The sequence below is a fragment of the Sulfurimonas sp. genome, assembly GCF_034005705.1.
In the GTDB taxonomy this organism is placed as follows: domain Bacteria; phylum Campylobacterota; class Campylobacteria; order Campylobacterales; family Sulfurimonadaceae; genus Sulfurimonas.
The window spans coordinates 123,841-145,829 of sequence record NZ_JAVEUF010000002.1; the positions used below are offsets into that span (position 1 = coordinate 123,841).

A 21,989-nucleotide genomic window follows, 5' to 3' on the forward strand; every position below is an offset into this window, starting at 1 on the left:
TATCCTTGCCTTTGATGGTAATGGACGAGGTTAAAACCTCGTTTCCAAGGGCAAGAGCATTAACGAGGATAAATCCTCGTTTCCGAAAGAAAAGAAAGAGCATTGAGGGGGTTAAAACCTCAAGATGGAAGCAATGATTTATCCTTGCCTATGATGAACGAGGTTAAAACCTCGTTTCCAATAGAGATTCTATGACTTTTAAGTGTTCTTGTGCGGCTTTATCCCACGAAAAAAGTGCGGCTTGAGCTTTACTTTTTTGCGACAACTCTTCTCTTAGCTTTTCATCTTTTGCAATAGCTAAAATTTTGTTTTTTATATCTATTGAGTCTGTCGGTTCTACATAGAATGCTGCGTCGCCGCAAACTTCCGGAAGAGATGCAACATCTGAGACTATTACAGGAGTGCCGCATGCCATAGCTTCAAGTGGCGGAAGTCCAAATCCTTCGTATAGCGAGGGATAGATAAAAACCGCAGCAAGATTGTAGATGTGGGCAAGCTCGCTATCGGAGACAAACCCAAGGTAGCGGATGAAATCTCTATTTTTTTCTATCTCTTGCATAATTTCTTGATTTTCCCATCCTTTAAAACCAACTAAAATAAGAGGCAGTTCTCCTTTTTCATCATTAGCGAGCAGATTGTAAGCCTTTAGCAGAGTAAGAAGATTTTTACGCGGTTCAATAGAACCTACAAAAAGTAAAAATTTTTTTGGCAAAGAAAATTTAGCTTTTGTCTCTTGAAGTTCATTTTGCGGATACAGCTTATAGAGTCCGTGGTTAACTCCGTGATAAATTACGCTGATTTTATCTTGGGGCATCTGCATATAGTCAATAATCTCTTGCTTTGTAAAGTTTGAACCCGTGATGATATGGTCTGCTTTTTTTACCAAATCAAAGTTCTCATTAAAGTACTCTATACGTTCTTTTGGATGCCACTGTGGTTGAAGTTTGAAAGAGAAGTCATGAACCGTACAGATAAGCTTTTTTGTTTTTATATTTAGATTTGGAATGAAGCTTGGCTGAAAATAGAGATCATATGTTGTTTGATAAAATCTAGCCATATAAGTATAAATATATCTGCTTATTTTTTTAAAAAAAGGAAATTTTTTTATAAACAATTGCAGTTTTTTGGCTTTTTGCTCTGCAGTGCTCTGGTTGTTTGAGAGTCCGTAAAGCTCTTTTGAGTGGTATCCGTAGTTGAAAAAAATCTCATACTTGTCCGTAGATAACTTTTGTAGGCGACTGGAAACCTCGTAAGTGTATCGCCCTATTCCCGTTAGTGGCGAGAGCAAAGAGACTGCGTCTATGAGGATTTTTTTCATTTAAATAATATCCTTGACAGTACCTATCATTTTTTTGTAAAGATAAGCGGCAAAAAGAAGCGTTATAGATGTCATAAGCATTATAGTTAGAAGCGCATCGTATGTGGGTGCTCTTGAGTAGAGAAAGATATCTTGATAGATGTGCACAAAATGGTAAAAAGGGTTATATGTCAAAAGAGCGGGATATTTGTCTGCAATCATCTCTTTCATATAGATAATAGGTGTCATCCAGAACCATAGCTGCACGACGATGGGAACCGCCTCTTTAAAATCTCTAAAAAACGGGGTAAAGAGCGAGATAATCACGCCAAGTGCAAAAGCAAAAATCGTTTGTAAAAACAAAATGGGAATAAGATAGAGAAAAGTAAAGGTTATGGGATGATTTACAAGCAGCAAAAAGATGAGTGCCAAAGAATATGAGAGCATTAAAATGCCAAACTCGGTGATGATAATGCTTAGTTGATAGACAAAAGCGGGAACATTTATCTTTTTAATAAGATTTGCTTTTTCTAAAAAAGAGCCATTTAGCCGCATAATAATGGTGCTAAAAGATGTCCACGCTAAAAGCCCTGGAACAAGGTAGATGCTATAAGAGTAGCTGTTATCTACTATGTCAAGCTTCATCTTCATAAAATCAGAGAAGATAACCGTGTAGATAAGTATGGTAATAATAGGAGAGAGAATATACCAAATCTGCCCAAGACCGGTACCGACATATCGTTCTTTAAAATCTCTCTTTGCAAAACTAAAAGCAAGTAAAATAGCGTGCTTCAACTACTCTTCTCTTTTATAATCATCTTGAACTCTGATAATATCATCTTCGCCCAAATAGTCGCCGATCTGAGTCTCTATGACAACAAGCAGAAGCTTTCCGCGATTTTCAAGGCGATGCAGTTCACCCATAGGGATATAGATGGACTCGTTTGCTCTTAAGGGAATCTCTTTTTCGCCGAGCGTTACTACGGCTGTTCCACTAACAACAGTCCAGTGTTCGCTTCTGTGAAAGTGCTTTTGAAGAGAGAGCCTGCCTCCCGGCTTTACCTCTATACGTTTTATTTTGTATTTTGGATTGTCTTCAAGAATAGTGTATGTTCCCCAAGGACGGTGAGCCGTTAGGTGAATGTTATGCAGTTCGCTGTCGCCTCTTATCTTTTGGACTATGTTTTTTACTTTTTGGGATGAACCTTTTTTTGAGATAAGCAGCGCATCGCCCGTGTCAACTATGATTAAATCTTCTATATCGACTGTTGCTATCTTTCTCTCATTTCCGTAAATAAGGTTGTTTTTGCTGTCTATCTGAACATATTTTTCATTTACGGTATTGCCGTTTTCATCTTTTGGCAGCTCTTCATAAAGGGCATCAAAACTTCCGACATCCGACCAATCTATGTCCGACGGCACCACCTTGACCTTTGATGACTTTTCCATAACTGCATAGTCGATGGAGTCTTCCGGAATGTTTAACATACTTGCTTTATCTATTCTTATAACTCTTTTTAACGAGGTTAAAACCTCGTTTCCGTAGGAGCCTTGATTTGGAAGCGAAGATTTATCTTCGCCTGTCTGCAAGTTTGAAACCTTGTTTCCGTAGGAGCCTTGATTTGGAAGCGAAGATTTATCTTCGCCTCTCTGCAAGGTTGAAAGCTCGTCTCCTAAAGCTTTTTTGCATGCATCATAAATCTGCGGCGAATATTTTTGAAGTTCATCTAGAAAAACACCCGCTTTAAAACAGAACATTCCGCTGTTCCAGTAGTAGTTTCCTGCTTTTAAATAAGCTGTGGCTGTAGCAAAATCAGGTTTTTCATGAAAAGCTTTTACGTCTTCGCCCTCTGCTTCTATGTACCCAAATCCTGTTTCGGCAAAAGTAGGTTTTATGCCAAAAGTAACCAGATAATCAAGACGTGCCAACTCTTTTGCTGTTTGTAAATTTTTTTGATACTGCGCTTCGTTTTTTACAAGATGATCCGATGGCGTAACCAAAACAATCTCATCTTTATCAATGCCAAAACATGCAAGAGCGATTGCAGGAGCCGTATTTCTGCCGACAGGCTCAAGAAGATATTTTGTTTCATTGTTTTTGGTTTTGTTTATCTCTTCTAGTTGATCCAGTGCCAAGAAATATTGTTCGGAGTTTGAGACTATAAACTGGCTGTTGCAAGCCACTGCATTTCTTTGAAGTGTTAATTGAAATAGTGATTTGTTGTTAAAAAGTTTTACAAACTGTTTTGGCATAAGAGTCCTGCTTATGGGCCAAAGTCTTGTACCGCTGCCGCCGCATAAGATAATATTAGTCATCATTTATCTCCCTTATAGTATGCGGATTTTAGCACTCTGATGCTTACTTACCCATTAAAACTTTACTTAGCACCGACTTTGAGCAGCACTACCTTTAATGTTTTAAGAAATATGACAAAATCCATCCACAAAGACCAGTTTTGTATATACCAAACATCCAAATCAACTCTCTTTTTAAAAGTCAGTTTATTTCTTCCGCTCACTTGCCATAAACCTGTAAGTCCAGGGTTAACCTTAAGGATGACCTCTTTGTTCTCTTCGCCTATATCATTAAGCTCCTCGGGCATATACGGCCTTGGACCAATGAGATTCATATCGCCTTTTAGTATGTTGTAAAATTGTGGTAGTTCATCAAGCGATGTTTTTCTTAAAAATTTACCGACTTTTGTGATGCGCGGGTCGTTTTTATATTTATGGTATTTATTGAAATACTCTACTTCATCTGGTTTTTTTAGAAGGTACTCCTCAAGCATCTCTTGCGAGTTCTCATGCATTGTGCGATACTTGTAACACTCAAAAAGTTTAGAATCTTTGCCTAATCTTTGCTGTTTAAAAAATACCCTGCCTTTTGAGTCTCTTTTGATAAGCCATGAAATAAAAATGTGTAAAAGCAGTATAAATAGAAGTAAAAAAATTGTGATAGCTTTTTCAAAAAAGTATTTTATAAATATATTTTTATAGCTTAAAAGCCTATTTTCAATGTGAATTGCCGAAAATCTGATGTTTGAGAAATCAACTATAGTCGTATGCGAAAAATCTAAATAATCTAAATAGGGAATGAGAAAAATATCTTTTGTATTGTGAGAAAACTCTCTCATGCTCTCCTTAAGTTTATCTATATCAAACCCTCTTGAAGAGATTATGACTATATCATATATATCATCATTGACGCTGTATCCGAAGTACCAATTTTTATCTATTTCATTGCATATAATTTTATAATTCTCTTCATCTCCCACTACTTTTACGCTAAGTTTAAAAAAATCAAACGAAAAAAGGATTTTTTTAACAACTCTCTTAAAAACCAACGTAACAAAAATAGCTATTAGAAAAAAGTTTAGTATAAAAGATGGCGGATACTCGTCAAAGACTTTAGCAAGAGATATAACCGTGAAAATAACAAAGAAAGAGAAAAAGAACCCTTTGAGAACTCTTTTGGCATCACCCCAAAAATCATACCTTAGCAGATATATTTTTTGCACGGCAAACGTTAAAATTATGAAAATAAAAATCCACAAATAGCTAGAGATATCTACAGACTTACCTTCTATATACTCCACGATTTTAAAAGAGAGATAGAGCGCTAAAAAGTCTGCCGCAATAAGCAAAAAAGTAAGCAGATAAAAAGAGGGATTAAATTTAAAACTGTTCATAAGTTTCATTATACTTCAAAACTATTTATAAACTCTTTTATCTCGTCTTTAAATCTTTTTGTGTTGTATGCTTGAACATTCTGTGAAATTGATGCCAAATCAAAAGTTTGGTTTTCAAATCTTTTAACAGCTTCCACAATATCCTTTTTTGTCTGTTTTAGAAAATGCACTCCGCTCTTGCCGTCAATTACAGTCTCGGCCGTACCGCCAACACCCAAAGCTATAACAGGAGTTCCGCACGCCATCGCTTCTATTGGAACTATGCCAAAATCCTCAACTGCCGCATAAACAAACGCTTTTGCTCTTTGCATATACTCTATCAATGCCTTTTTTTCTTGATATCCAAGTACCAAAATATTTGCTTTTGCAATTTTCTTAATAGTTTCATACTCTTCTCCGCTGCCTATAACGATAAGCTTTTTTTCGGGCATTTCGTTAAATGCTTCGACTATAAGTTTAGTTTTTTTATAAGGAACAAGCCTTGAAGCGCTTAAGTAAAAATCCTCTTTACTAGGCTCGAATGTAAAATTTTGTGTATCTACAGGCGGATAGATAACGACTGAATCTCTGTTGTAAGTTCTTTTAATTCTTTCTTGCACAAAAATCGAGTCCGCTATAAAGTTATCAACCCTGTCTAATGTTTTTATATCCCATTTTCTAATATATCTCAATGTAGTTTGTACAAAAAGCTTTTTTGGCTGCTTTAAATTTGCAGTGTACTCATCATACAAATCCCAAGCGTAGCGGATAGGCGTGTAGCAATAAGAGATATGCAGCTGGTTTTTATGCTTTTTTACCCCTTTTGCAACCGCCCATGATGATGAGATGATTAAATCATAGGCACTTAAATCAAAGCTCTCTATTGCCAGAGGAAAAAGAAAAAAGTAACTTCTAAAATGTTTTTTTGCAAGGGGAAGTTTTTGAATAAATGATGTTGTGGCATACTTCCCACTAAGCACTGCTTCTCTATCTTTGTCGTCTAAAAAATCTACCAAAGAAAAAATATCGGCATTTGGGTACATCTCTATTAAAGCTTTTAAAACCTTTTCCGCCCCCGCGTTTGTTACAAGCCAGTCATGAACTATCGCTACTTTTTTCTCTTTAGGCTTCAAGCATCTCTCGCAACGTCTCTTTAAACTCTTTTTGTTCTACTTCGCCGATTAATTTAAAAAGTTTTTTAGTTGAGCCCGTCAAACTTTTTATCTCGCCTTCTCTTACAAATGCAGGATTCACTTTCACCTCTATCTTATAACCTGACATCTCTTGCATCATCTCTATAACATCCAAAAGTTTTATACCTCTGTTTGACGCTATATTTACAACTTCGGATGCTACAGAGGACTCGAGCAGTTTTTTATAAATTTCGCACACATAAGAGACATCATTAAACTCTCTGCTTACGTCTATGTTGCCCAGTTCGATAGTTTGCTTCATCTGTTTAAAATGTTTTATGATTTTTGGGATTAAGAAGTGCTCTTGCTGGTTTATGCCCGTGTAGTTAAAGGGTCTTACGATGATGATGTTTAGCTTTTCAAAATAGTTTTTTGCCAAGCACTCCATTGCGTATTTGCTGGCTCCGTAATGGTTTGTAGGCTGCGGACAGAGCGATTCGTCAAGAACTTCCAAACCTTGATTGCCATACACCGTGGCACTGCTTGCCAATATAACTTTTGCAGGATTTAACCCAAGCTCAAGGAGGCTATCAAGTATATTTGCGGTGCCTATCGTATTTACTCTATAAAACTCTTCGCTAGTATCAAATGCTGCAAAAGAGATACCGGAGAGATGTATAATAAAATCCGGTTTTACGTTCTTTAGCACAATCAGCAAATCACTTTTTTTAGTAATGTCGCATTGATATTTTTTATCTCCGCTTAAAAAAAGAGATGTTCCATAAACGTCATATCCTGCATTTTGCAGATATGACGAGAGATGAGTACCGCTAAAGCTGTCTATGCCCGTGATTAGAACTTTTTTCATAAGTTAGAAGCTAAACCCTATCTCATTTCTTCTCAAATCTTCTTTTACCATCATCGCACATAGCTCTTCAAGCGTGCATTTCGGTTCCCATCCAAGCTCATCTTTTGCTTTTTGAGGGTTGCCGATAAGAAGCTCAACTTCTGCAGGTCTGTAAAATTTAGGATTTACTCTCACGAGCGTTTTGCCGCTTGCTTTGTCAACGGCGATTTCGTTTTCATCCTTACCGCTAAACTCTAACTCGATGCCTGCCGCTTTAAATGCCATGGTTACAAAATCTCGCACCGTCTCTGTTCTGTTTGTAGCGAGTACATAAGTGTCGGGCTTTGGAGCTTGAAGCATCAAGTACATGCCCTCTACATAATCTTTTGCAAATCCCCAGTCTCTTTTTGCGTCCATATTGCCAAGTTCTAAAACATCAAGCTTGCCGAGTTTGATTTTTGCTACACTGTCGGTTATCTTACGGGTAACAAACTCTCTTCCTCTTAGAGGCGACTCATGGTTGAAGAGTATGCCGCTGCATGCAAACATGTCATAAGACTCTCTGTAGTTTACCACCATCCAGTGCGCATAGAGTTTTGCAACGCCGTAAGGGCTTCTAGGATAAAACGGCGTAGACTCTTTTTGAGGAATCTCTTGAACAAGTCCAAACATCTCTGATGTGCTTGCCTGATAAAACTTTATCTTTGGATTTACTATCCTTATAGCTTCAAGAAGATGCACACAACCAAGCCCTGTTATATGAGCAGTTGCAAGAGGCTGTTCAAAAGAGACGCCTACAAAACTCTGCGCTGCGAGGTTATATATCTCATCGGGTTGTATTTCCATAATCATTCTTATGCTGTTTGCCTGATCAGTTAAATCATACTCTACCAAATGAAGGTTTGGATGCTTTTCTATGCCAAGCTCCTCTATACGCCAAAAATTTACCGAAGAAGTTCTTCTGTATGTTGCGTAAACCTCATACCCCTTCTTCAGAAGCAGTTCTGCCAAATATGCACCGTCTTGCCCTGTTACGCCCGTTACTATCGCCTTTTTCATCTCTACCCTTATTCTACTAACTTATCTAAAAGATTTAACTCTTTAAAATTGTTTGTTACCATTAATAAACCAATATAGGAGTCTACCAAAGAGTATAAATTTTCTACGTATTTGTATTTTACCTCATTGAGCTTATTTTTTGCATCGTTTACGTCAATAATGCTTTTTAATCCATGCTTATATCCAAGTTCGATAGATTCAAGATAGAGTTCCGCAGAGGAGAGTGCGTCTTTGTACATGGTTACGGACTCAGAAGAGGCTTCAAAGATAGCTAAATACTCATCATAAAAGACCTGCACCTCTTTTTTGGCATTTTCTAAATCCTCATTCGCCGCTTTTTTCATAAGTCTTGATGAATCCACCTTTGATGAAACATAGCCACCACCGTAAATGGGAATATTGAGACTAACCATTGCATATTTCACCGTATTATAAGGCGCATCTACGGTCGGTGTATCAGTATCATACTTATTGTATGCCGCGTCAAAAGTCAGCTTTGGCAAATGTCCACTTTTTGCATTTTGCACCTCTGCATCACTCACTTCAAGCGCAGCTTGCGCCTGCTTGACACTTAGGCTCTTCTGCAAGTCTTGTTCACCGATGACCTGCTCTCTCATCTGTTTAATCGTTCCTAAGAGAATTTTATCCGACTCTATCTTGGGTAATTCGTATGCAACATTTCCGATATAGTTCTTAAATTTAAGATCATACACTTTTAAAAGCTTCTTCTCTTTGTCGAGTTCTATTACGGCAGAGTTATACTCAACGCGCATTTGAAGCACATCCATCTTGTTGGATAAATCCATTGCAAACTTTTTACTTAACTCTTCAAGTTTGCTTCTGTTGTACTCAAGATAGGACTCTAAAAGTTTTATCTTATTGTGCGATTTTAAGATATCAAGATATGTTTTAAAAAGCTCTTGTGCCAGAGCCTCTTTTTCATACTCAACTTTTACATCGGAGTATTTGCTTCGTGACTCCTGCATATCTATTCTTGAGAAAACTTCCGGATTGTAAATGGATTGTCTTGCCGTAAGAGAGTATGTTATAAGACCTTGCCTTGTCATATTTTTTGTAGGGTTTGCCTCATACTCTGTTTTTTTGTATGTTGCGCTTAAGTTAATTTGCGGGTAGAGCTGCGACTCTTCTTCATTGATTTTCTCTTTCTCCGCTTCTGCTACATACAAAGATGAACGAATATTGTTTGCATTCTCAAGAGCAAGACCGTACGCTTTTGAAAAATTTAACACCTCGGCACCCAGAGTGCCACATAAAACAACGCTAAGAGAAAATAAAAGGGCGCGCTTATTACTCTTCATTGAATCCCCTAGCAATCATATCTGTGAGAGGTTTCACCAAATAACTAAGCACAGTTCTCTCTGATGTTTTTATCATGACCTCTGCTGGCATTCCTGAGATCAGGTCAAAACCATAATCCACAAGCTGCATCTGTCCATTTTTTGTCACCTCAATTTTAGCTTCATAATAAGAGGCGCCACTCTTCTCGTCTAAAAAACTATCAGCCGATACGTGAACAACTCTTCCCTCAACAACATGTGACTGTTGAACATTGAATGCTGAAAATCTAATATCCGCCATCAGTCCAATTTTAACTTTGTCTATATCTGGAGTCTGAACTTGAGCAACCACAACAAGCTGCGAGTTTTGTGGCACTATCTGCAAAATATCTTTTCCTGGAGCGACAACTCCCCCAACGGTATGCAGGTTTAAACCAACAACTGTTCCATTGATAGGTGCGACAATATTTGTTCTTAGGAGCGTATCTTCAACAGAGGTTATTTTTGATTTCAAATCAAAGAGTGCCGATTTTGCCGCTACAAGTTCATTGAGCGTCTCTTTTCTAAACTCTTTTTCTCTTAGAAGTTGCTGGTTTTTCGTCTCGTTAATCGCTTCTTTGAGTTTTGCTATCTCAGAGGCAGTTTGAGAGATATCTCCCTCAATACTGTTTTGTTCTCTGCTTAGCTCTCTGATCTTGAGCTTATCGACAAGCTGTTGCTTAAAGAGCTCTTCCCACTCCAAAATCTCCTCTTTGATAGATGCAAGTCTGCTCTGTTTTGCCTGCATAAGAGAGTTAAGTCCATCTATTTGACTCTCAAGCTGCACAATTCTGTTTTGAGAAATGATCTTTTCATCTTCTATACTCTTTTTTGTCTCATAAAAGATGCTGTTTTGCTCTTTTTTCATGCCTTCATTTTTTAGCTCGTCTGGATAGATGACATGCTTAAGTTCATCTCTTTGAGCTACAAGTCTTGCATAAAGTGCTAAAGCATCATCATATTGTGTTTTGTAGATATCCAGTTGACTCTTTATATGTACATCTCTAAGTTTTAAAAGCAAATCCCCTTCTCTAACCTCATCACCATCTTTAACCTCAATGCGCTCGATAACGCCACCCTCTAAATGTTGCAGTGTCTTTTTCTCTAAGTCCGCGGAGACTGTGCCTATGGCAACTGAAGATTCTGCAAGCGGCGCGTACGCTGCCCATCCTCCAAATACTGCAAATAGTAAAAAAATTATTGCCAAACCAAAACCGATAACTTTAGAAGCATCTGTTGAGGGCATTTTTACCTCTTGTTGTTGGCTCATGCTTTTTTCTCCTCTTCGGGTTTGCTTAGTGATATTTTAGGCGCGCTTTGTGTCGCTTGGCTCTTTGGTGCAGGAGCGTTTGGAGCTGTTTGTGCCTGCTGTGCTTGCGCTTGCTGTGCATTTTTAGAAAGTTGTGCTAAAACTTCATTTGTATTTCCATAAAGTTCAAGCGCACCCTGCTTGATAACTGCTATCTTGTTTGTTACCTGAAGAATACTTGGCCTATGTGTAATGATTACCACTGTAGAGCCTATCTGCTTTAAGTAGTTGATAGCATGTACGAGTCCAACTTCTCCGACATCATCAAGATTTGAGTTAGGCTCATCCAAGACCACTAAAACAGGATTGTTGTAAATCGCTCTTGCAAGTCCGACTCTTTGTCTCTGCCCGCCCGATAGCGTTGCTCCACCTGCGCCGATTTTTGTGTCATAGCCATCTGGAAGCCTAAGTATCATCTCATGAACACCCGCTCTTTGTGCCGCATCTACAACTTTTTGAGAATCCAGCTCGCCAAATCTTGCGATATTTTGAGAGATACTCCCCTCAAAGAGTTCAATATCTTGCGGTAAGTAACCTATGTAGCGTCCCAAATCAAGTTTGTCCCACTGATAAATATCAGCTTTATCGAGTCTTGATTTACCCGCCGCCAAAGGCCAAAGACCCAAAATTACTCTGGCAAGTGATGATTTACCAGCCGCACTCGGTCCGATAATACCCACTACGTCGCCTTTTTGAATCAGCATGGATATGCCTCTAAGTGATGGCTGCTGCGCACCCGGAGGAACGACAACTGCACCTTCTAGTAAAATCTCTCCCTTTGGAGCAGGAAGCTGCATGTACTCTTTATCTTTTGGAAACTCCTCAAGAAGCCCATCTAGTTTTTGATAAGACGCTCTAGCGCCGCTAAAACCTTTCCAGCTATTGATAATAAGATCCAAAGGCGCCAGAGCTCTACCCATGATGATAGAGCCTGCAATCATCATTCCGGGTGTTACCTCCATGATAATCGCCAAATAAGCACCTATACCAAGAATGAGTGATTGAAATAGCATTCTTAAGCTTTTTGAAATATTCGAAAAAACTCCCGCACTGTTACTTGCATCATTTTGTGCATTTAAAAAACCGAAATAGCGCTCTTCCCAAATCTTGCGGATACTCTCTTTCATACCCATAGCATGTACAATCTCTGCATTTCTTAGATTTGAGTCGACAAAGGCGCTTGATGAGCGGCTAAGTGTATTTGCTTCGGCAAGCTTTTGTTTTGTCGAGTACTCATTTATAATCGTAAGAGCAACCAAAACAATCGCCGCAAATATGGCAAAATATCCAAATATAGGGTGAAACATAAACAATACAGCTATATAGATGATTATCCAAGGCGCATCAAAAAATGCAAAAAGCCCATTTCCAGTCATAAACTGTCTTACCTGCGTGAGGTCATTTAGCGGCATGGACGAAGCTTTTCCCGGATACTTTTGCGCAAGTTCAAACACAGAGTCAAAAACCCTCTGACTTAAAAGACTATCAAGCTTATTTCCAACTTTTACAAGCACGCGAGATCTCACAATCTCCAAGAGTGCCATGGTAATAAACAAGAAAACAACGATAAGTGTCAACATGATAAGTGTGTCTTCACTTCTACTTGCTAAAACTCTGTCATAGAGTTGAAGCATATAAAGAGGCGGAACAAGCATAAGCAAGTTTATAAACAAACTGAAAAAACCTACTATTATAAATGCTTTTTTAGACTTGAGTATCGCTTCTTTAAGCTCAGATACTTTTTTGTTTTGTGTTCTTGATGGTTTATTTGCCATTAGATTCCTTTTGTCACTTATTATTTTTTTAACTCTGTCTTTTTTGTGCTATCTCAAAGAGTGCCTGGATGTTGCTCAGAGATTTAAGATGCGCATCTATCATGCTCATGATTCCCTTTCTTACCCAATCAGCCAATATGTCATCACTCAAAGCATTAAGTTTTTCTCTGTTAACTACTTGGAAGCCATTTACCAAAACTTTTTTCTCTTCACCTTCTCCTACAGATATCTCTCTTGCTTCAAGAATTCCGCTTTGTGCAATTAATTTTGCCACATTTTGAGTGACATTCATTTGTGTGTCATAAGAGGTTAAAAAATCAATAGCATGCTGAATTGTTTCTGATTTTTCGCCATCTTTTTTAAAGAGTTGTTTACCTTTTGATTTTGAAAAAAGAGATGAATCTTCATCTATAAGAATAACTTTTTGGTTAGGATTTTCTTTTGTACTTGCCAAAGAAAAAGGGTATTTTCTCAAATATGAAGGGACATAAGAAGTTATCCATTTTCCATCTTCATTTATTGCCAAATTCTCGGAACCCAAAGAGACAATTACTGTAAGCTCTGGCTTGTCTCCCGCTGTAAAGACAACTGGAAACGCTGCGCCAACTTGCGCTACTTCATTTGCTAAAAGAGGGATGTGCGCCACGGATTTTGCAAAACTAAGACTCTCTAGAGGATTTATCTTTAACTCTTTATGTTTTTCTTTATCTAAAATCACTAAATTCTTATACATTTTTTTTCCTTTTTCTTTTTCTTCTTTTTTAGGTCGTCCTCTCTCTTTTGTACGCAAAGAAACTCCCATAACTTGTTCAAGATTTTTTACAAAATCTTCACTGCCCGTCACACTCTGTTTTTCTAAACATCTTTTTATGAAACTCTCTTTAGCACTATCCGTATGAGAATTGAATATTTTGCTATATTTTTGTACTCTTTGCTCATCTGTAAATCCGAGTTTTTTGTACAAGTCATGATAAGAGAGTATCTCATCTTTTTTGCCGTAGAGATTTTTATGGATGCTGCAAAAGAGATGCTCTTTTGGTGCAATTTTCTCTATATAAACCATCACACCAAAAAGATATCTCTCGCTCTCAACAAGAGAAGATTTATATCTTCCCTCCCAAATAGTTCCGACACGACTGTATTTCTTGTTAAAGTAGCCGACATATTTTCTACCCAGACTCTGCATAAACTTCGACAAAGCATCCTCACTTAAAGGAGTAGCCAAAAATTCAAAAAAGTGCGGCATCAAAACGTAAGAATGAACAGCAAGAGCGCTTTTTGCTACAGACTCTTTAAGAATCTCCATAAACGTTTCGTAGTCCGATTTATCTCTAAAGATAGCAAGCTTATCCAAACTCTTCAGTATCACATGCTGCGGAGAATCTTTAACAAAAACCCTAACTTTTCGTGCCAAATCAGTTCCTTCACTTACTTTCAAAAATGAATTGTAGGCAAATAAAACTTAAGAGGTGATTAAATAACTCCGACACCATTTATTTATTTTTAAATAGGTGCCATAGTCATTAAGATGGAGTGATTCTATCAAAAATTATAAGATATTCCCCATCTTATGTAAGGTATAGCCGACTTCATTACTTGAAATACTTGCGTGAGCATAAAGCCGTCTAAATCGGCTTTAGCTGTCATATTTTTAGAACTTAATGTTAAAATAGTATGTTTTGAGTTTATATTAAAAGAGAAGTTTACCTCCAGCAAAAGCTCTTCACTAGTTCTTAAGAGTTCTAAATTTACATTGTCCGTTTTTGACGTACCTTTGTCTTTACTCTCTTGTTCGGGGAGTGTCTTAAAATCGGATACGCCGTAATGTTTTTCTATAAACTCTTGTGCAGTAGAAATTAGATTTATGATAAAACTTCTTGTTATCATGAAATCAACTCTGTTTTGAATATCTTGATAGTTTATGACAAGTCTCAATCTATCTTCAAGCTCATCATAAATCGGTGTAAATGTTTTTGCTGCAATTTCTCTTTTCATGGCGCGAATTGTACATAAAATCAGTTTTACTAAAGGTTAATGAGATAAAATTGCACTCTATTTTTCGCCGACATAGCTCAGTTGGCTAGAGCAGCTGATTTGTAATCAGCAGGCCCGGGGTTCAAATCCTCGTGTCGGCACCACCTTTATGCTTTTCAAATTTCGATTATATTACTACTTTAGATATAAAATCTCTTTATCATGAGCAATACATACTTAACTCTACTCCGCCATCCAAACCAGAATATTCCCAACAGCCAGACCGCCGAAAGTTCCGACAAGATACCCCATTACCGCCATAAGCACGCCTACGCCTACAAGTGCTTTGTTGTAGGTTGCCGCTAGTATTGAAGCCGAAGCTACGCCGCCTATGTTTGAGAGTGAGGCTATGGCAATGCTAAAGAGATCAAGCTTGAATATTTTTGCTCCCACTACCATGATGATGGCATGAATGAGCAATATACAAAAACCTGCAAAGACCAGAACGCCCACGCCGCTAAAGTTCTCAAAGACTGCTTTTGAGCCTATAAGCGCTATAAGCATATAGAGCATCGAGGTTGCAACTTCACTTGAGCCGTTTAGCTCTTTTAGCCTTGTGAAAGAGCCTAGAACACCAAGCAGAGTTGCAAGCACAACAGTAGTTGTCGTATAGTTCAGAATTACAAACCCGCTTGAGGCGATAAAATTTACAGCGAACGCGACGACGATAGATAAAAGTATCAAAAGCCAGTATCTCTTTGCTCCGATGGTGCATGCACACCCTATTTCACTCAGCTTTGCCATCTGTTCATGCGACGCGGTAAATGTGTTAAATCTATATGCAAAAGGGGTCAAAAATAGCAGAAACATTATCCAGATTGTGTAGTTCACGCTGTCTACTATTAGCGCGTAACCAAATGCCTCTTGTGAGACGCCAAGAGCCGAACCAACCGCTACCATATTTGCCACTCCGCCCATCCAGCTCCCGCTCAGTGCTCCAAAAGCCGACGCCGTCTCTGCGTTAAAATCAAAAACAAAAGAGATAAATATAAAACCAAAAGAGAGTGACAAGAGCGCCAACAAGTATGCTGCAAGAAGCGGTTTTCCTAGTTTAAAAAAGTCTCTTATATCCACCTGCAGAAGCATCAAAAAAAGCATAGCGGGAAGAAGGTTCTGTTTTGTGTTGCTATATACCGCATCTATCGCTTCATTTTTATCAAACACTCCAAGGGAAGCAAGCGACATACTAAAGAGGTATATCAGAACGAAAGATGGGACAAATCTAAAAAATTTTGAAGCGCTCTTTTGCTCAACAAGCGCGATAACTGCGGCTAGAAGTGCCAGAGAAAAGAGATATACAAGAGGCGAACTAATCATCCATACCCTTGCAAGGTGCGCCTTTAAAACCCTCTATGTTTTCTCTTAGCTCATCCATAAAACGCACGGATGGGTCATCTTTAAATGTTCTGTAGCCGTCATCCACTTCAAGCCATAGCGGCGTATCTTCAAAGCATCTATACTCATAGTGCCCTATGACGTACTCTATGGTCTCAAAGCGTTTTTTGAGCTCTTTTACAAGAAAGATATTTGCCTCCAGCTGCTCTTTTGTAAGGTTGTCAGCAGAGTTTGCTCCGCCTACGTTCTCTATGCCGATGGAGTTGTAGTTCAGCCCTATGACATGACGCGCCATAAAATCAAGCGGTATAAGCTGATGAATAGTCCCGTCACGCTCGACCATAAAGTGAGCCGAGACATTGAGCGCTCCGCCGCTTGTAATGTCGGGTCTGTCAGTCGGAAGAGTTTCGGATATAAAACGCGAAAGCGAATCTGCGAAATCATCTATCGCCGTATGGTGGATGACTACGATCTTTGGGGTAATCTTTATATCTTTTACCTCCAAATTGTAGTGCTCTTTTATATACTCTTTGCTAAGTTCTACTCTTGTCTTGCCAAATGCGATAGGTGTCTCTTTTATCTGCATCGCCGCAAGAGATATGGAAATAAATAAAATAAATAAGAAAATGCGTCTCATAGATATACCTCAAAAAAATTAACTCTATTATAGCTTTTATATACTTTTAATGGATATAGATATAAGATAGTACTATGATTAAAAAAGAGATTGTAAAACGAAATCTATTGGCAGAACCTTTAAGCCTCAATGCTATGAAGTTGGCTCGCGGCATCTATAACACATATCTTGCTATGGATGAAGATCTCTCTTTGGAGATAAAACTTCAAAATATTTTCAAACTCCTAAATCTCCAGCCTTGCAAAGATTCCATAAATGAGATTCAAGATCTTCTCGAAGAGATAAACGAACCTTTAGCCGTTAGAAACTTTGAGTTTGAGGGCGAGAGTATCCAGCTTAAATTTGTGCAGTTTTGCACCTACGAGATCGGCGAAGAGACCATAAAAATAGAGCTTAGCCCCGAGTATCTGCATGCTCAAAGCGAATATATGTTAGACTCTTTTCTTTTTTAAAAAACAAAATAAAAGGTAGAGATTTGGCAAAAAAATATATTATTTTGGATACGGAGACAACGGGAACGGGTGAGCTAGACAGAGTGATCCAACTAGGCTACATGGTTTTAGGCGATAAAAAGGTAGAGGTTCAAAACGAGTTTTTCTCAACTGACGTTCCTATAAATTACGCCGCTATGGAAGTTCACGGCATCACTCCCGATATGCTCGAAGGAAAAAGCCCGTGCAAAGAAAGCGCTTCATATAAAAGACTTCAAGAACTAAACACAGATGAAAACTATCTAATTATCCACAACGCAAAATTTGACATAGATATGCTTGCAAAAGAGGGTTTTAAAACCCAGATGAAAGTTATCGACACGCTAAGAGTCGCAAAACATATATTTCCGGATGAAGAGGCGCACAGACTTCAATACTTCCGTTACAAAATGGGTCTCTACTTAGATGAGCAAAAAGAGGCGGATGAACTTGGCATAACCATAAAGGCTCATGACGCAATTGGCGACGTACTTGTACTAAAACTCTTTTTAAGCAAACTCAAAGAGGCTGTTTTAGCGCAGTTTCCGACAGAAAATCCGGTAGAGAAGATGGTTGATCTGACCCTTACCCCAATTCTTATAAAATCATTTAACTTCGGTAAGTACAGAGGTAAAACTCTGGCAGAGGTTGCCGCAAGTGACGCTGCTTATCTTAGATGGATGCTAAGCGGCATGGATAATCTTGATGACGATATGCGCTACTCTATTAATACTGCCCTAGGAGTTTAGAGCAGGCTAAAAAGCACAAAAAGCACGAACGCGATCGAAGCGCTAACGAGTGCATATGGCATCTGGGTTCGCACGTGCTCTATCACTTCACAATCACTTGCCATCGAAGATATGATCGTCGTATCCGAGATTGGCGAGCAGTGATCCCCAAAAATCCCTCCCGAGATAACCGCACCTATGCATAGAGCGATATTTGCATCCATTGCAACTGCCATAGGAACTGCAACGGGTATCATTATGCTAAATGTACCCCAGCTTGTTCCGGTTGAGAATGAGATAACGGAACTTATAAGGAATATCACTCCCGCCAAAAGGTATATGCTTAGATTTTCACTTGCTAAAGATGCCAGATAGTGTCCTGTTTTAAGGCTTGTCGTGACATCTCCTATAGCAAATGCAAAAAGCAGTATCAGGGCAATGGGTGTTAGTTTCTTTGCCCCCAAAACTGCACTTTTGCCCCATGTTGAAAAGTTCATATTTCCTGTACCCACAAAGTAAAAGAGAGTAAAGATAAGCGTAGTGAGCATTGTGTAAAATATAGAGCTAGAACCGCTCCCTTTTAAAATATCTCCATTACCCGTAAGATAGAGAAAAACAAATACCAGAACAACCATCAGTATAATAGGCAGAAGCATATAATACATACTCGCACCGCCGCTTTGCACACTGTCTGTCTCTTTTGGTATATGCTTGGCTTTTTTCATATCTCCAAGATCTATATTGAACCAAATTGCTGCAAAGGTAACCACAAGAGCGGCCATCGAGTAGAAGTTATATAAAATAGAGTCGATAAGAAGGGAGACGGCGTCTCCCTCTATGATGCCTAAAGATATCTGCGTAGCGATAAGCCCAAGAAGGAGCGCTCCCCAGCCGTTTAGAACGATAAGGGAGCTTATGGGCGCTGATGTCGAGTCGCAAACAAAAGCAAGTTTTGCGCTTGGTATCTTGTACTTGTCGCAAAGCGGTTTTCCCACAGCTCCCGAAATAAGGGCAGTAATGGATGATTCCACAAAGATAATAACGCCTACAACATAGCTAAGCACGAGCGCAGAACGCCCAGATTTGACTATCTTTGTCTTGTGCAGCATATAGTCCACAAAACCATCGATCCCGCCCGATTTTTCGATCAAAGCCATAATGCTTCCGACTAAGATCGCAAAAGCCAGAGTTTTAAGTATCCAAGGCTCACTTAAGAGTGAGCCAAAAAGAGAAAGCAGACTCTTTAAAGAAGTTAAAAATGAGAAGTCGTTTAAAACAAAGACACCGAGCAGCACTCCCCCAAAAAGAGAGAGCATCACATTTCGTGTATATAGTGCCAGTGCTATGGCAAGAAGCGAAGGAAAGAGGGATAACGCTGAGAGTTCTATGTTAGACCTATCAAAACTCTATAGAGAGCAGGATCAAACCCGGTCTTCCGAATATCTCTTTATAAGGGTCGCACTCTTTTTGCTTAACCTCTTTAAAGCCGAGTTTTTTGTAATATAAAAGAGTCTCCAAAGAGCCGATCTCAACTATGGTCTGAGCTATACGATAACCTTTGAGTCTTGCGGTTAGAAGACTTTTGTGCATAAGCGCTTTTAAGATCCCCACATCCATAAAGCCCTCTAGCTCCTCCATATAGTCAAAAATAAGCGTTCTTGTATTTATAGGAAATGAGCAGATCTCCATAAGCCCAAGATACTCGCTCTCTTCACCGTCAACGCCTATTTCGCTAAGAGCCTCTAAAAAGACCTCTCTTGTCGCGATCCTAGGTTCATAACTGCAAAGAGAACCTACGCTTTTGCCGTCTATCTCAGCGATCAAAAAGTTAGAGTAGTGACAGCTAGATTTTGCATTTGTATTTGTAAATTTTTCTAGGTAATTTAAGACATCTTTATCATTTTTAGTTTTAAAAATCAGATCGTATATACCGATTTTTTTGTCAGCTCTAGTGCTCTGCAATATCATCTGTGCTAAGAACGGCGCATCGTCACTGGTAGCTTTTCTTATATTTATACTCATAAAATTTTTTCCGTTTCTAAAAAATTAACCCGTCTCATATTTTAGTAATAGTAACATACTTTATGGTAAAAAGTTTCTTAATTATAATAATTTGTCAAATCTTTGTATTTGCGGGCGAACAAATGGTTTTAGTGGTCGGTGAGGAGTACAATTCTACCAAAGCGGAGCTCTACACTTTTGAAGATGGAGCAAAGGTTTTTGAACCCATAATAGTCAATGTTGGAAAGAGCGGATTTGGCTTTGGACTCGGCGAGGTAGAGCTTTTTCAAAAAAATGGAGAGCCGACTAAATATGAAGGAGATCAAAAGGCGCCCATTGGCATATTCAAACTGGATGCAATCTTTGGTTATAAGAAGGGTATGAAATTCAAGATGCCGTATATTCACGCAAAAAAAGGAGTTATCTGCGTTGATGATTCAGATTCTGAGTTTTATAACAAAATAATCAAAGAGCCAAAGATAAAACCAAAAAGCTTTGAAGAGATGCGAAGAGACGACGGACAGTACGAACTTGGAATTGTCGTGGGACACAACAAAGAGCAGATTAAAAAAAGAGGCTCCTGCATCTTTATGCACGTTCAAAAAGCGCAGAATGCGCCGACGGCAGGATGTACCTCAATGACTCTTGAAGAGATCAAGAAGATAGCCTCTTGGCTTGATGAGAGTAAAAATCCTATACTGATACAGGTAACAAGGGCTCAGCTGGAGGAAGTATTAAAGCTCTATGGGAGCCTTAAATTTTAATCTTCCTCTTTTGTCATGTAGTCTTTTGCCTTTATCCCCATCAAAGAGAGACCTGTGCGGAGTGAGAGCCCTACTACCATCAAGAGCTTTAGAAGTTTTGCCTCATCCTCTGTTCCTATGATCCTGCAATCATAATAGAACTTATGCAGTGATGCAGCGAGTGACTTCAGATACTCTGGGAGTTTTTGAACCTGTCTTGAGCTAAAAGCATCTTCGATCACCTCAGGAAGAAGCAGCGCATCAAAGAGAAGAACATCTGCATTTTCACCCAAATTTTTCAGGCTTGCCGCCATGATCTCATCTTCGCTAAAATCGCTTTTTGAGATAATGGTCTTTATTCTTGCGTGAGCGTATTGGATATAAAAAATAGGATTTGAACTGTCCTGCTTTTTAAACTCCGAGAGGTCAAATTCCAAAGCGGTATCGCTCTTTTTTGAAGCAAAGATGAACCTCAGAGCATCCGCACCTATCTCTTCGACAATATCGCTCATAAGTATTACGTTACCGGCACGTTTGCTCATCTTGTAAGGTTCGCCGTCTTTTAAAAGACTTACCATCTGAGAGAGCCCTACCTCAAGCTTAGAGCTCTCATACCCTAAAAACTCGACCGCAGCTTTTACTCTGGCGATATAACCGTGATGGTCGGCTCCCCAGATATTTATGTAGTGATCATAACCGCGTTCAAACTTTTGGTTATGATAGACTATATCGCCTGCAAGATATGTAGGACGGCCGTCTTCGCGAACAACGACTCTGTCAGCATCGTCGCCTTTTTGCGAAGATGCAATAAAGAGTTTGCCATCTTTTTCATAGATGCCCTCACCCATCTTTGCCATAACTCTGTCCCAATCGTCATAAAGTGATGATTCATAAACAAATGTGTCAAAGAAGATGTTAGTGTCTGCAAGATCGTTTTTGATGATCTCCATAACACCGTCTTTTGCCCAAAGTGCGAGCTCTTTTTGACGTGACTCGTCGCTTAATATCTCTATGCCGAACTTCTCTACGGCTTTTTTTGCCAAAGGAGCAAGATAGTCGCCTCTGTAGTAACTCTCCGGATACTCAACACTCTCTTTAAGTATGTTCTCACGTCCGTAAAGCTGGATGGAGAGACCAAGCAGATCTATCTGATTTCCCGCATCATTTACATAGTACTCAGCCGTTATATCATAGCCCAGATGACGTGCTAGTCTGTAAAGAGTATCTCCGTAAACCGCACCCCTTGCATGACCTATATGAAGAGGTCCTGTAGGGTTCGCGCTTACAAACTCCAGAAGGATCTTCTCATTTTTTTCATCTTTTGCAAACTCGCTTGGATTCTCAAGCGCCCAAGCGGCATATTCGCTTAGAAAATTCTCACTAAGACGAAAGTTGAGATACCCCTTTACGGACTCAACACTGCTGAAAAAATCGCTCTCATCAAATGAGGAAGCTAAATCCTCGGCAATTTTCATAGGAGAGAGCTTGAGCTCTTTTGCCATGGCAAAAGCAATAGGGGTGGCAAAGTGACCGAAAGATCGGTCACGCGGCTTCTCTAAAACAACTTCACGACCAAACTTTTCGCGCAAAAGCGCCGATACTCGTTGTTTCAAAAG

At 39.0% G+C, this 21,989-nt stretch carries 20 protein-coding genes and 1 tRNA gene; 4 read left to right on the plus strand and 17 right to left on the minus strand.

All coding sequences use genetic code 11. The features are described from left to right. Window positions 1-163: 163 nt before the first annotated feature. The 12 genes from RBR61_RS02125 to RBR61_RS02180 form a co-directional block, all read right to left on the minus strand. Window positions 164-1,318, minus strand: coding sequence for a glycosyltransferase family 1 protein (locus RBR61_RS02125; protein ID WP_320341859.1), 1,155 nt, complete (start codon window positions 1,316-1,318; stop codon window positions 164-166). Next, entirely contained in the window at window positions 1,319-2,092 is a 774-nt protein-coding gene (locus RBR61_RS02130) for an ABC transporter permease (RefSeq protein WP_320341860.1), read from the minus strand. Beyond that, on the minus strand, window positions 2,093-3,613 hold the full coding sequence (locus RBR61_RS02135) for a sugar phosphate nucleotidyltransferase (RefSeq protein ID WP_320341953.1): 1,521 nt from the start codon (window positions 3,611-3,613) through the stop codon (window positions 2,093-2,095). Window positions 3,614-3,675: 62 nt separating this feature from the next. Beyond that, the gene (locus RBR61_RS02140; RefSeq protein ID WP_320341861.1) at window positions 3,676-4,986 is read right to left on the minus strand and encodes a sugar transferase; all 1,311 of its coding nucleotides are present in this window, start codon (window positions 4,984-4,986) and stop codon (window positions 3,676-3,678) included. A gap of 8 nt (window positions 4,987-4,994) precedes the next feature. Further along, window positions 4,995-6,098: a glycosyltransferase gene (locus tag RBR61_RS02145; protein ID WP_320341862.1), complete on the minus strand. Its 1,104-nt coding sequence runs from the start codon at window positions 6,096-6,098 to the stop codon at window positions 4,995-4,997. After that, entirely contained in the window at window positions 6,088-6,966 is an 879-nt protein-coding gene (locus RBR61_RS02150; protein ID WP_320341863.1) for a GDP-mannose 4,6-dehydratase, read from the minus strand. The genes RBR61_RS02145 and RBR61_RS02150 overlap by 11 nt, the downstream gene beginning before the upstream one ends. Window positions 6,967-6,969: 3 nt before the next feature. Next, window positions 6,970-8,004, minus strand: coding sequence for a GDP-mannose 4,6-dehydratase (gmd, locus tag RBR61_RS02155; protein WP_320341864.1), 1,035 nt, complete (start codon window positions 8,002-8,004; stop codon window positions 6,970-6,972). 8 nt (window positions 8,005-8,012) lie between these two features. Then, on the minus strand, window positions 8,013-9,323 hold the full coding sequence (locus RBR61_RS02160) for a TolC family protein (RefSeq protein WP_320341865.1): 1,311 nt from the start codon (window positions 9,321-9,323) through the stop codon (window positions 8,013-8,015). Continuing rightward, window positions 9,313-10,611 carry an HlyD family type I secretion periplasmic adaptor subunit gene (locus tag RBR61_RS02165; RefSeq protein ID WP_320341866.1) on the minus strand — a complete coding sequence of 433 codons (1,299 nt, stop codon included), beginning with the start codon at window positions 10,609-10,611 and terminating at the stop codon, window positions 9,313-9,315. The genes RBR61_RS02160 and RBR61_RS02165 overlap by 11 nt, the downstream gene beginning before the upstream one ends. Beyond that, window positions 10,608-12,425 carry a type I secretion system permease/ATPase gene (locus RBR61_RS02170; RefSeq protein ID WP_320341867.1) on the minus strand — a complete coding sequence of 606 codons (1,818 nt, stop codon included), beginning with the start codon at window positions 12,423-12,425 and terminating at the stop codon, window positions 10,608-10,610. The genes RBR61_RS02165 and RBR61_RS02170 overlap by 4 nt, the downstream gene beginning before the upstream one ends. Window positions 12,426-12,453: 28 nt before the next feature. Beyond that, on the minus strand, window positions 12,454-13,839 hold the full coding sequence (locus tag RBR61_RS02175) for a SapC family protein (protein WP_320341868.1): 1,386 nt from the start codon (window positions 13,837-13,839) through the stop codon (window positions 12,454-12,456). Window positions 13,840-13,967: 128 nt separating this feature from the next. Then, window positions 13,968-14,420, minus strand: coding sequence for a hypothetical protein (locus tag RBR61_RS02180; protein ID WP_320341869.1), 453 nt, complete (start codon window positions 14,418-14,420; stop codon window positions 13,968-13,970). A 66-nt stretch (window positions 14,421-14,486) separates the two neighbouring features. Here RBR61_RS02180 and RBR61_RS02185 point away from each other — a divergent pair. Further along, window positions 14,487-14,563: transfer RNA gene (locus RBR61_RS02185), tRNA-Thr, on the plus strand. 79 nt (window positions 14,564-14,642) lie between these two features. Here the strand turns inward: RBR61_RS02185 and RBR61_RS02190 are convergent. After that, window positions 14,643-15,776, minus strand: a complete 1,134-nt coding sequence (locus RBR61_RS02190; protein WP_320341870.1) for a DUF819 family protein — start codon at window positions 15,774-15,776, stop codon at window positions 14,643-14,645. Then, a complete protein-coding gene (locus tag RBR61_RS02195; protein ID WP_320341871.1) occupies window positions 15,769-16,431 on the minus strand; it encodes a peptidoglycan recognition family protein in 663 nt (220 codons plus the stop codon). The genes RBR61_RS02190 and RBR61_RS02195 overlap by 8 nt, the downstream gene beginning before the upstream one ends. Before the next feature lie 74 nt (window positions 16,432-16,505). Between RBR61_RS02195 and RBR61_RS02200 the strand changes: the two genes are divergently transcribed. Both RBR61_RS02200 and RBR61_RS02205 read left to right on the plus strand, forming a co-directional pair. Continuing rightward, window positions 16,506-16,883, plus strand: coding sequence for a hypothetical protein (locus RBR61_RS02200; RefSeq protein WP_320341872.1), 378 nt, complete (start codon window positions 16,506-16,508; stop codon window positions 16,881-16,883). A gap of 23 nt (window positions 16,884-16,906) precedes the next feature. After that, a complete protein-coding gene (locus tag RBR61_RS02205) occupies window positions 16,907-17,650 on the plus strand; it encodes a 3'-5' exonuclease (protein WP_320341873.1) in 744 nt (247 codons plus the stop codon). Here RBR61_RS02205 and RBR61_RS02210 read toward each other — a convergent pair. Next, window positions 17,647-18,945, minus strand: coding sequence for a Na+/H+ antiporter NhaC family protein (locus RBR61_RS02210; protein WP_320341954.1), 1,299 nt, complete (start codon window positions 18,943-18,945; stop codon window positions 17,647-17,649). The two genes, RBR61_RS02205 and RBR61_RS02210, sit on opposite strands and share 4 nt — an antisense overlap. A gap of 82 nt (window positions 18,946-19,027) precedes the next feature. Continuing rightward, window positions 19,028-19,651, minus strand: a complete 624-nt coding sequence (locus tag RBR61_RS02215; RefSeq protein WP_320341874.1) for an acyl-CoA acyltransferase — start codon at window positions 19,649-19,651, stop codon at window positions 19,028-19,030. A 122-nt stretch (window positions 19,652-19,773) separates the two neighbouring features. Between RBR61_RS02215 and RBR61_RS02220 the strand changes: the two genes are divergently transcribed. After that, window positions 19,774-20,394: a L,D-transpeptidase family protein gene (locus RBR61_RS02220; protein ID WP_320341875.1), complete on the plus strand. Its 621-nt coding sequence runs from the start codon at window positions 19,774-19,776 to the stop codon at window positions 20,392-20,394. Here RBR61_RS02220 and argS read toward each other — a convergent pair. Further along, window positions 20,391-21,986, minus strand: coding sequence for an arginine--tRNA ligase (argS, locus tag RBR61_RS02225; RefSeq protein WP_320341876.1), 1,596 nt, complete (start codon window positions 21,984-21,986; stop codon window positions 20,391-20,393). The genes RBR61_RS02220 and argS overlap by 4 nt on opposite strands. Window positions 21,987-21,989: the final 3 nt, after the last annotated feature.

Coding starts and splice junctions, on each gene's coding strand:
- RBR61_RS02125 (WP_320341859.1), bottom strand. CDS start 1,318: ATGAAAAAAATCCTCATAGACGCAGTCTCTTTGCTCTCGCCACTAACG.
- RBR61_RS02135 (WP_320341953.1), bottom strand. CDS start 3,613: ATGACTAATATTATCTTATGCGGCGGCAGCGGTACAAGACTTTGGCCC.
- RBR61_RS02140 (WP_320341861.1), bottom strand. CDS start 4,986: ATGAACAGTTTTAAATTTAATCCCTCTTTTTATCTGCTTACTTTTTTG.
- RBR61_RS02150 (WP_320341863.1), bottom strand. CDS start 6,966: ATGAAAAAAGTTCTAATCACGGGCATAGACAGCTTTAGCGGTACTCAT.
- gmd (WP_320341864.1), bottom strand. CDS start 8,004: ATGAAAAAGGCGATAGTAACGGGCGTAACAGGGCAAGACGGTGCATAT.
- RBR61_RS02160 (WP_320341865.1), bottom strand. CDS start 9,323: ATGAAGAGTAATAAGCGCGCCCTTTTATTTTCTCTTAGCGTTGTTTTA.
- RBR61_RS02165 (WP_320341866.1), bottom strand. CDS start 10,611: ATGAGCCAACAACAAGAGGTAAAAATGCCCTCAACAGATGCTTCTAAA.
- RBR61_RS02170 (WP_320341867.1), bottom strand. CDS start 12,425: ATGGCAAATAAACCATCAAGAACACAAAACAAAAAAGTATCTGAGCTT.
- RBR61_RS02180 (WP_320341869.1), bottom strand. CDS start 14,420: ATGAAAAGAGAAATTGCAGCAAAAACATTTACACCGATTTATGATGAG.
- RBR61_RS02190 (WP_320341870.1), bottom strand. CDS start 15,776: ATGATTAGTTCGCCTCTTGTATATCTCTTTTCTCTGGCACTTCTAGCC.
- RBR61_RS02195 (WP_320341871.1), bottom strand. CDS start 16,431: ATGAGACGCATTTTCTTATTTATTTTATTTATTTCCATATCTCTTGCG.
- RBR61_RS02200 (WP_320341872.1), top strand. CDS start 16,506: ATGATTAAAAAAGAGATTGTAAAACGAAATCTATTGGCAGAACCTTTA.
- RBR61_RS02210 (WP_320341954.1), bottom strand. CDS start 18,945: ATGCTCTCTCTTTTTGGGGGAGTGCTGCTCGGTGTCTTTGTTTTAAAC.
- RBR61_RS02215 (WP_320341874.1), bottom strand. CDS start 19,651: ATGAGTATAAATATAAGAAAAGCTACCAGTGACGATGCGCCGTTCTTA.
- RBR61_RS02220 (WP_320341875.1), top strand. CDS start 19,774: ATGGTTTTAGTGGTCGGTGAGGAGTACAATTCTACCAAAGCGGAGCTC.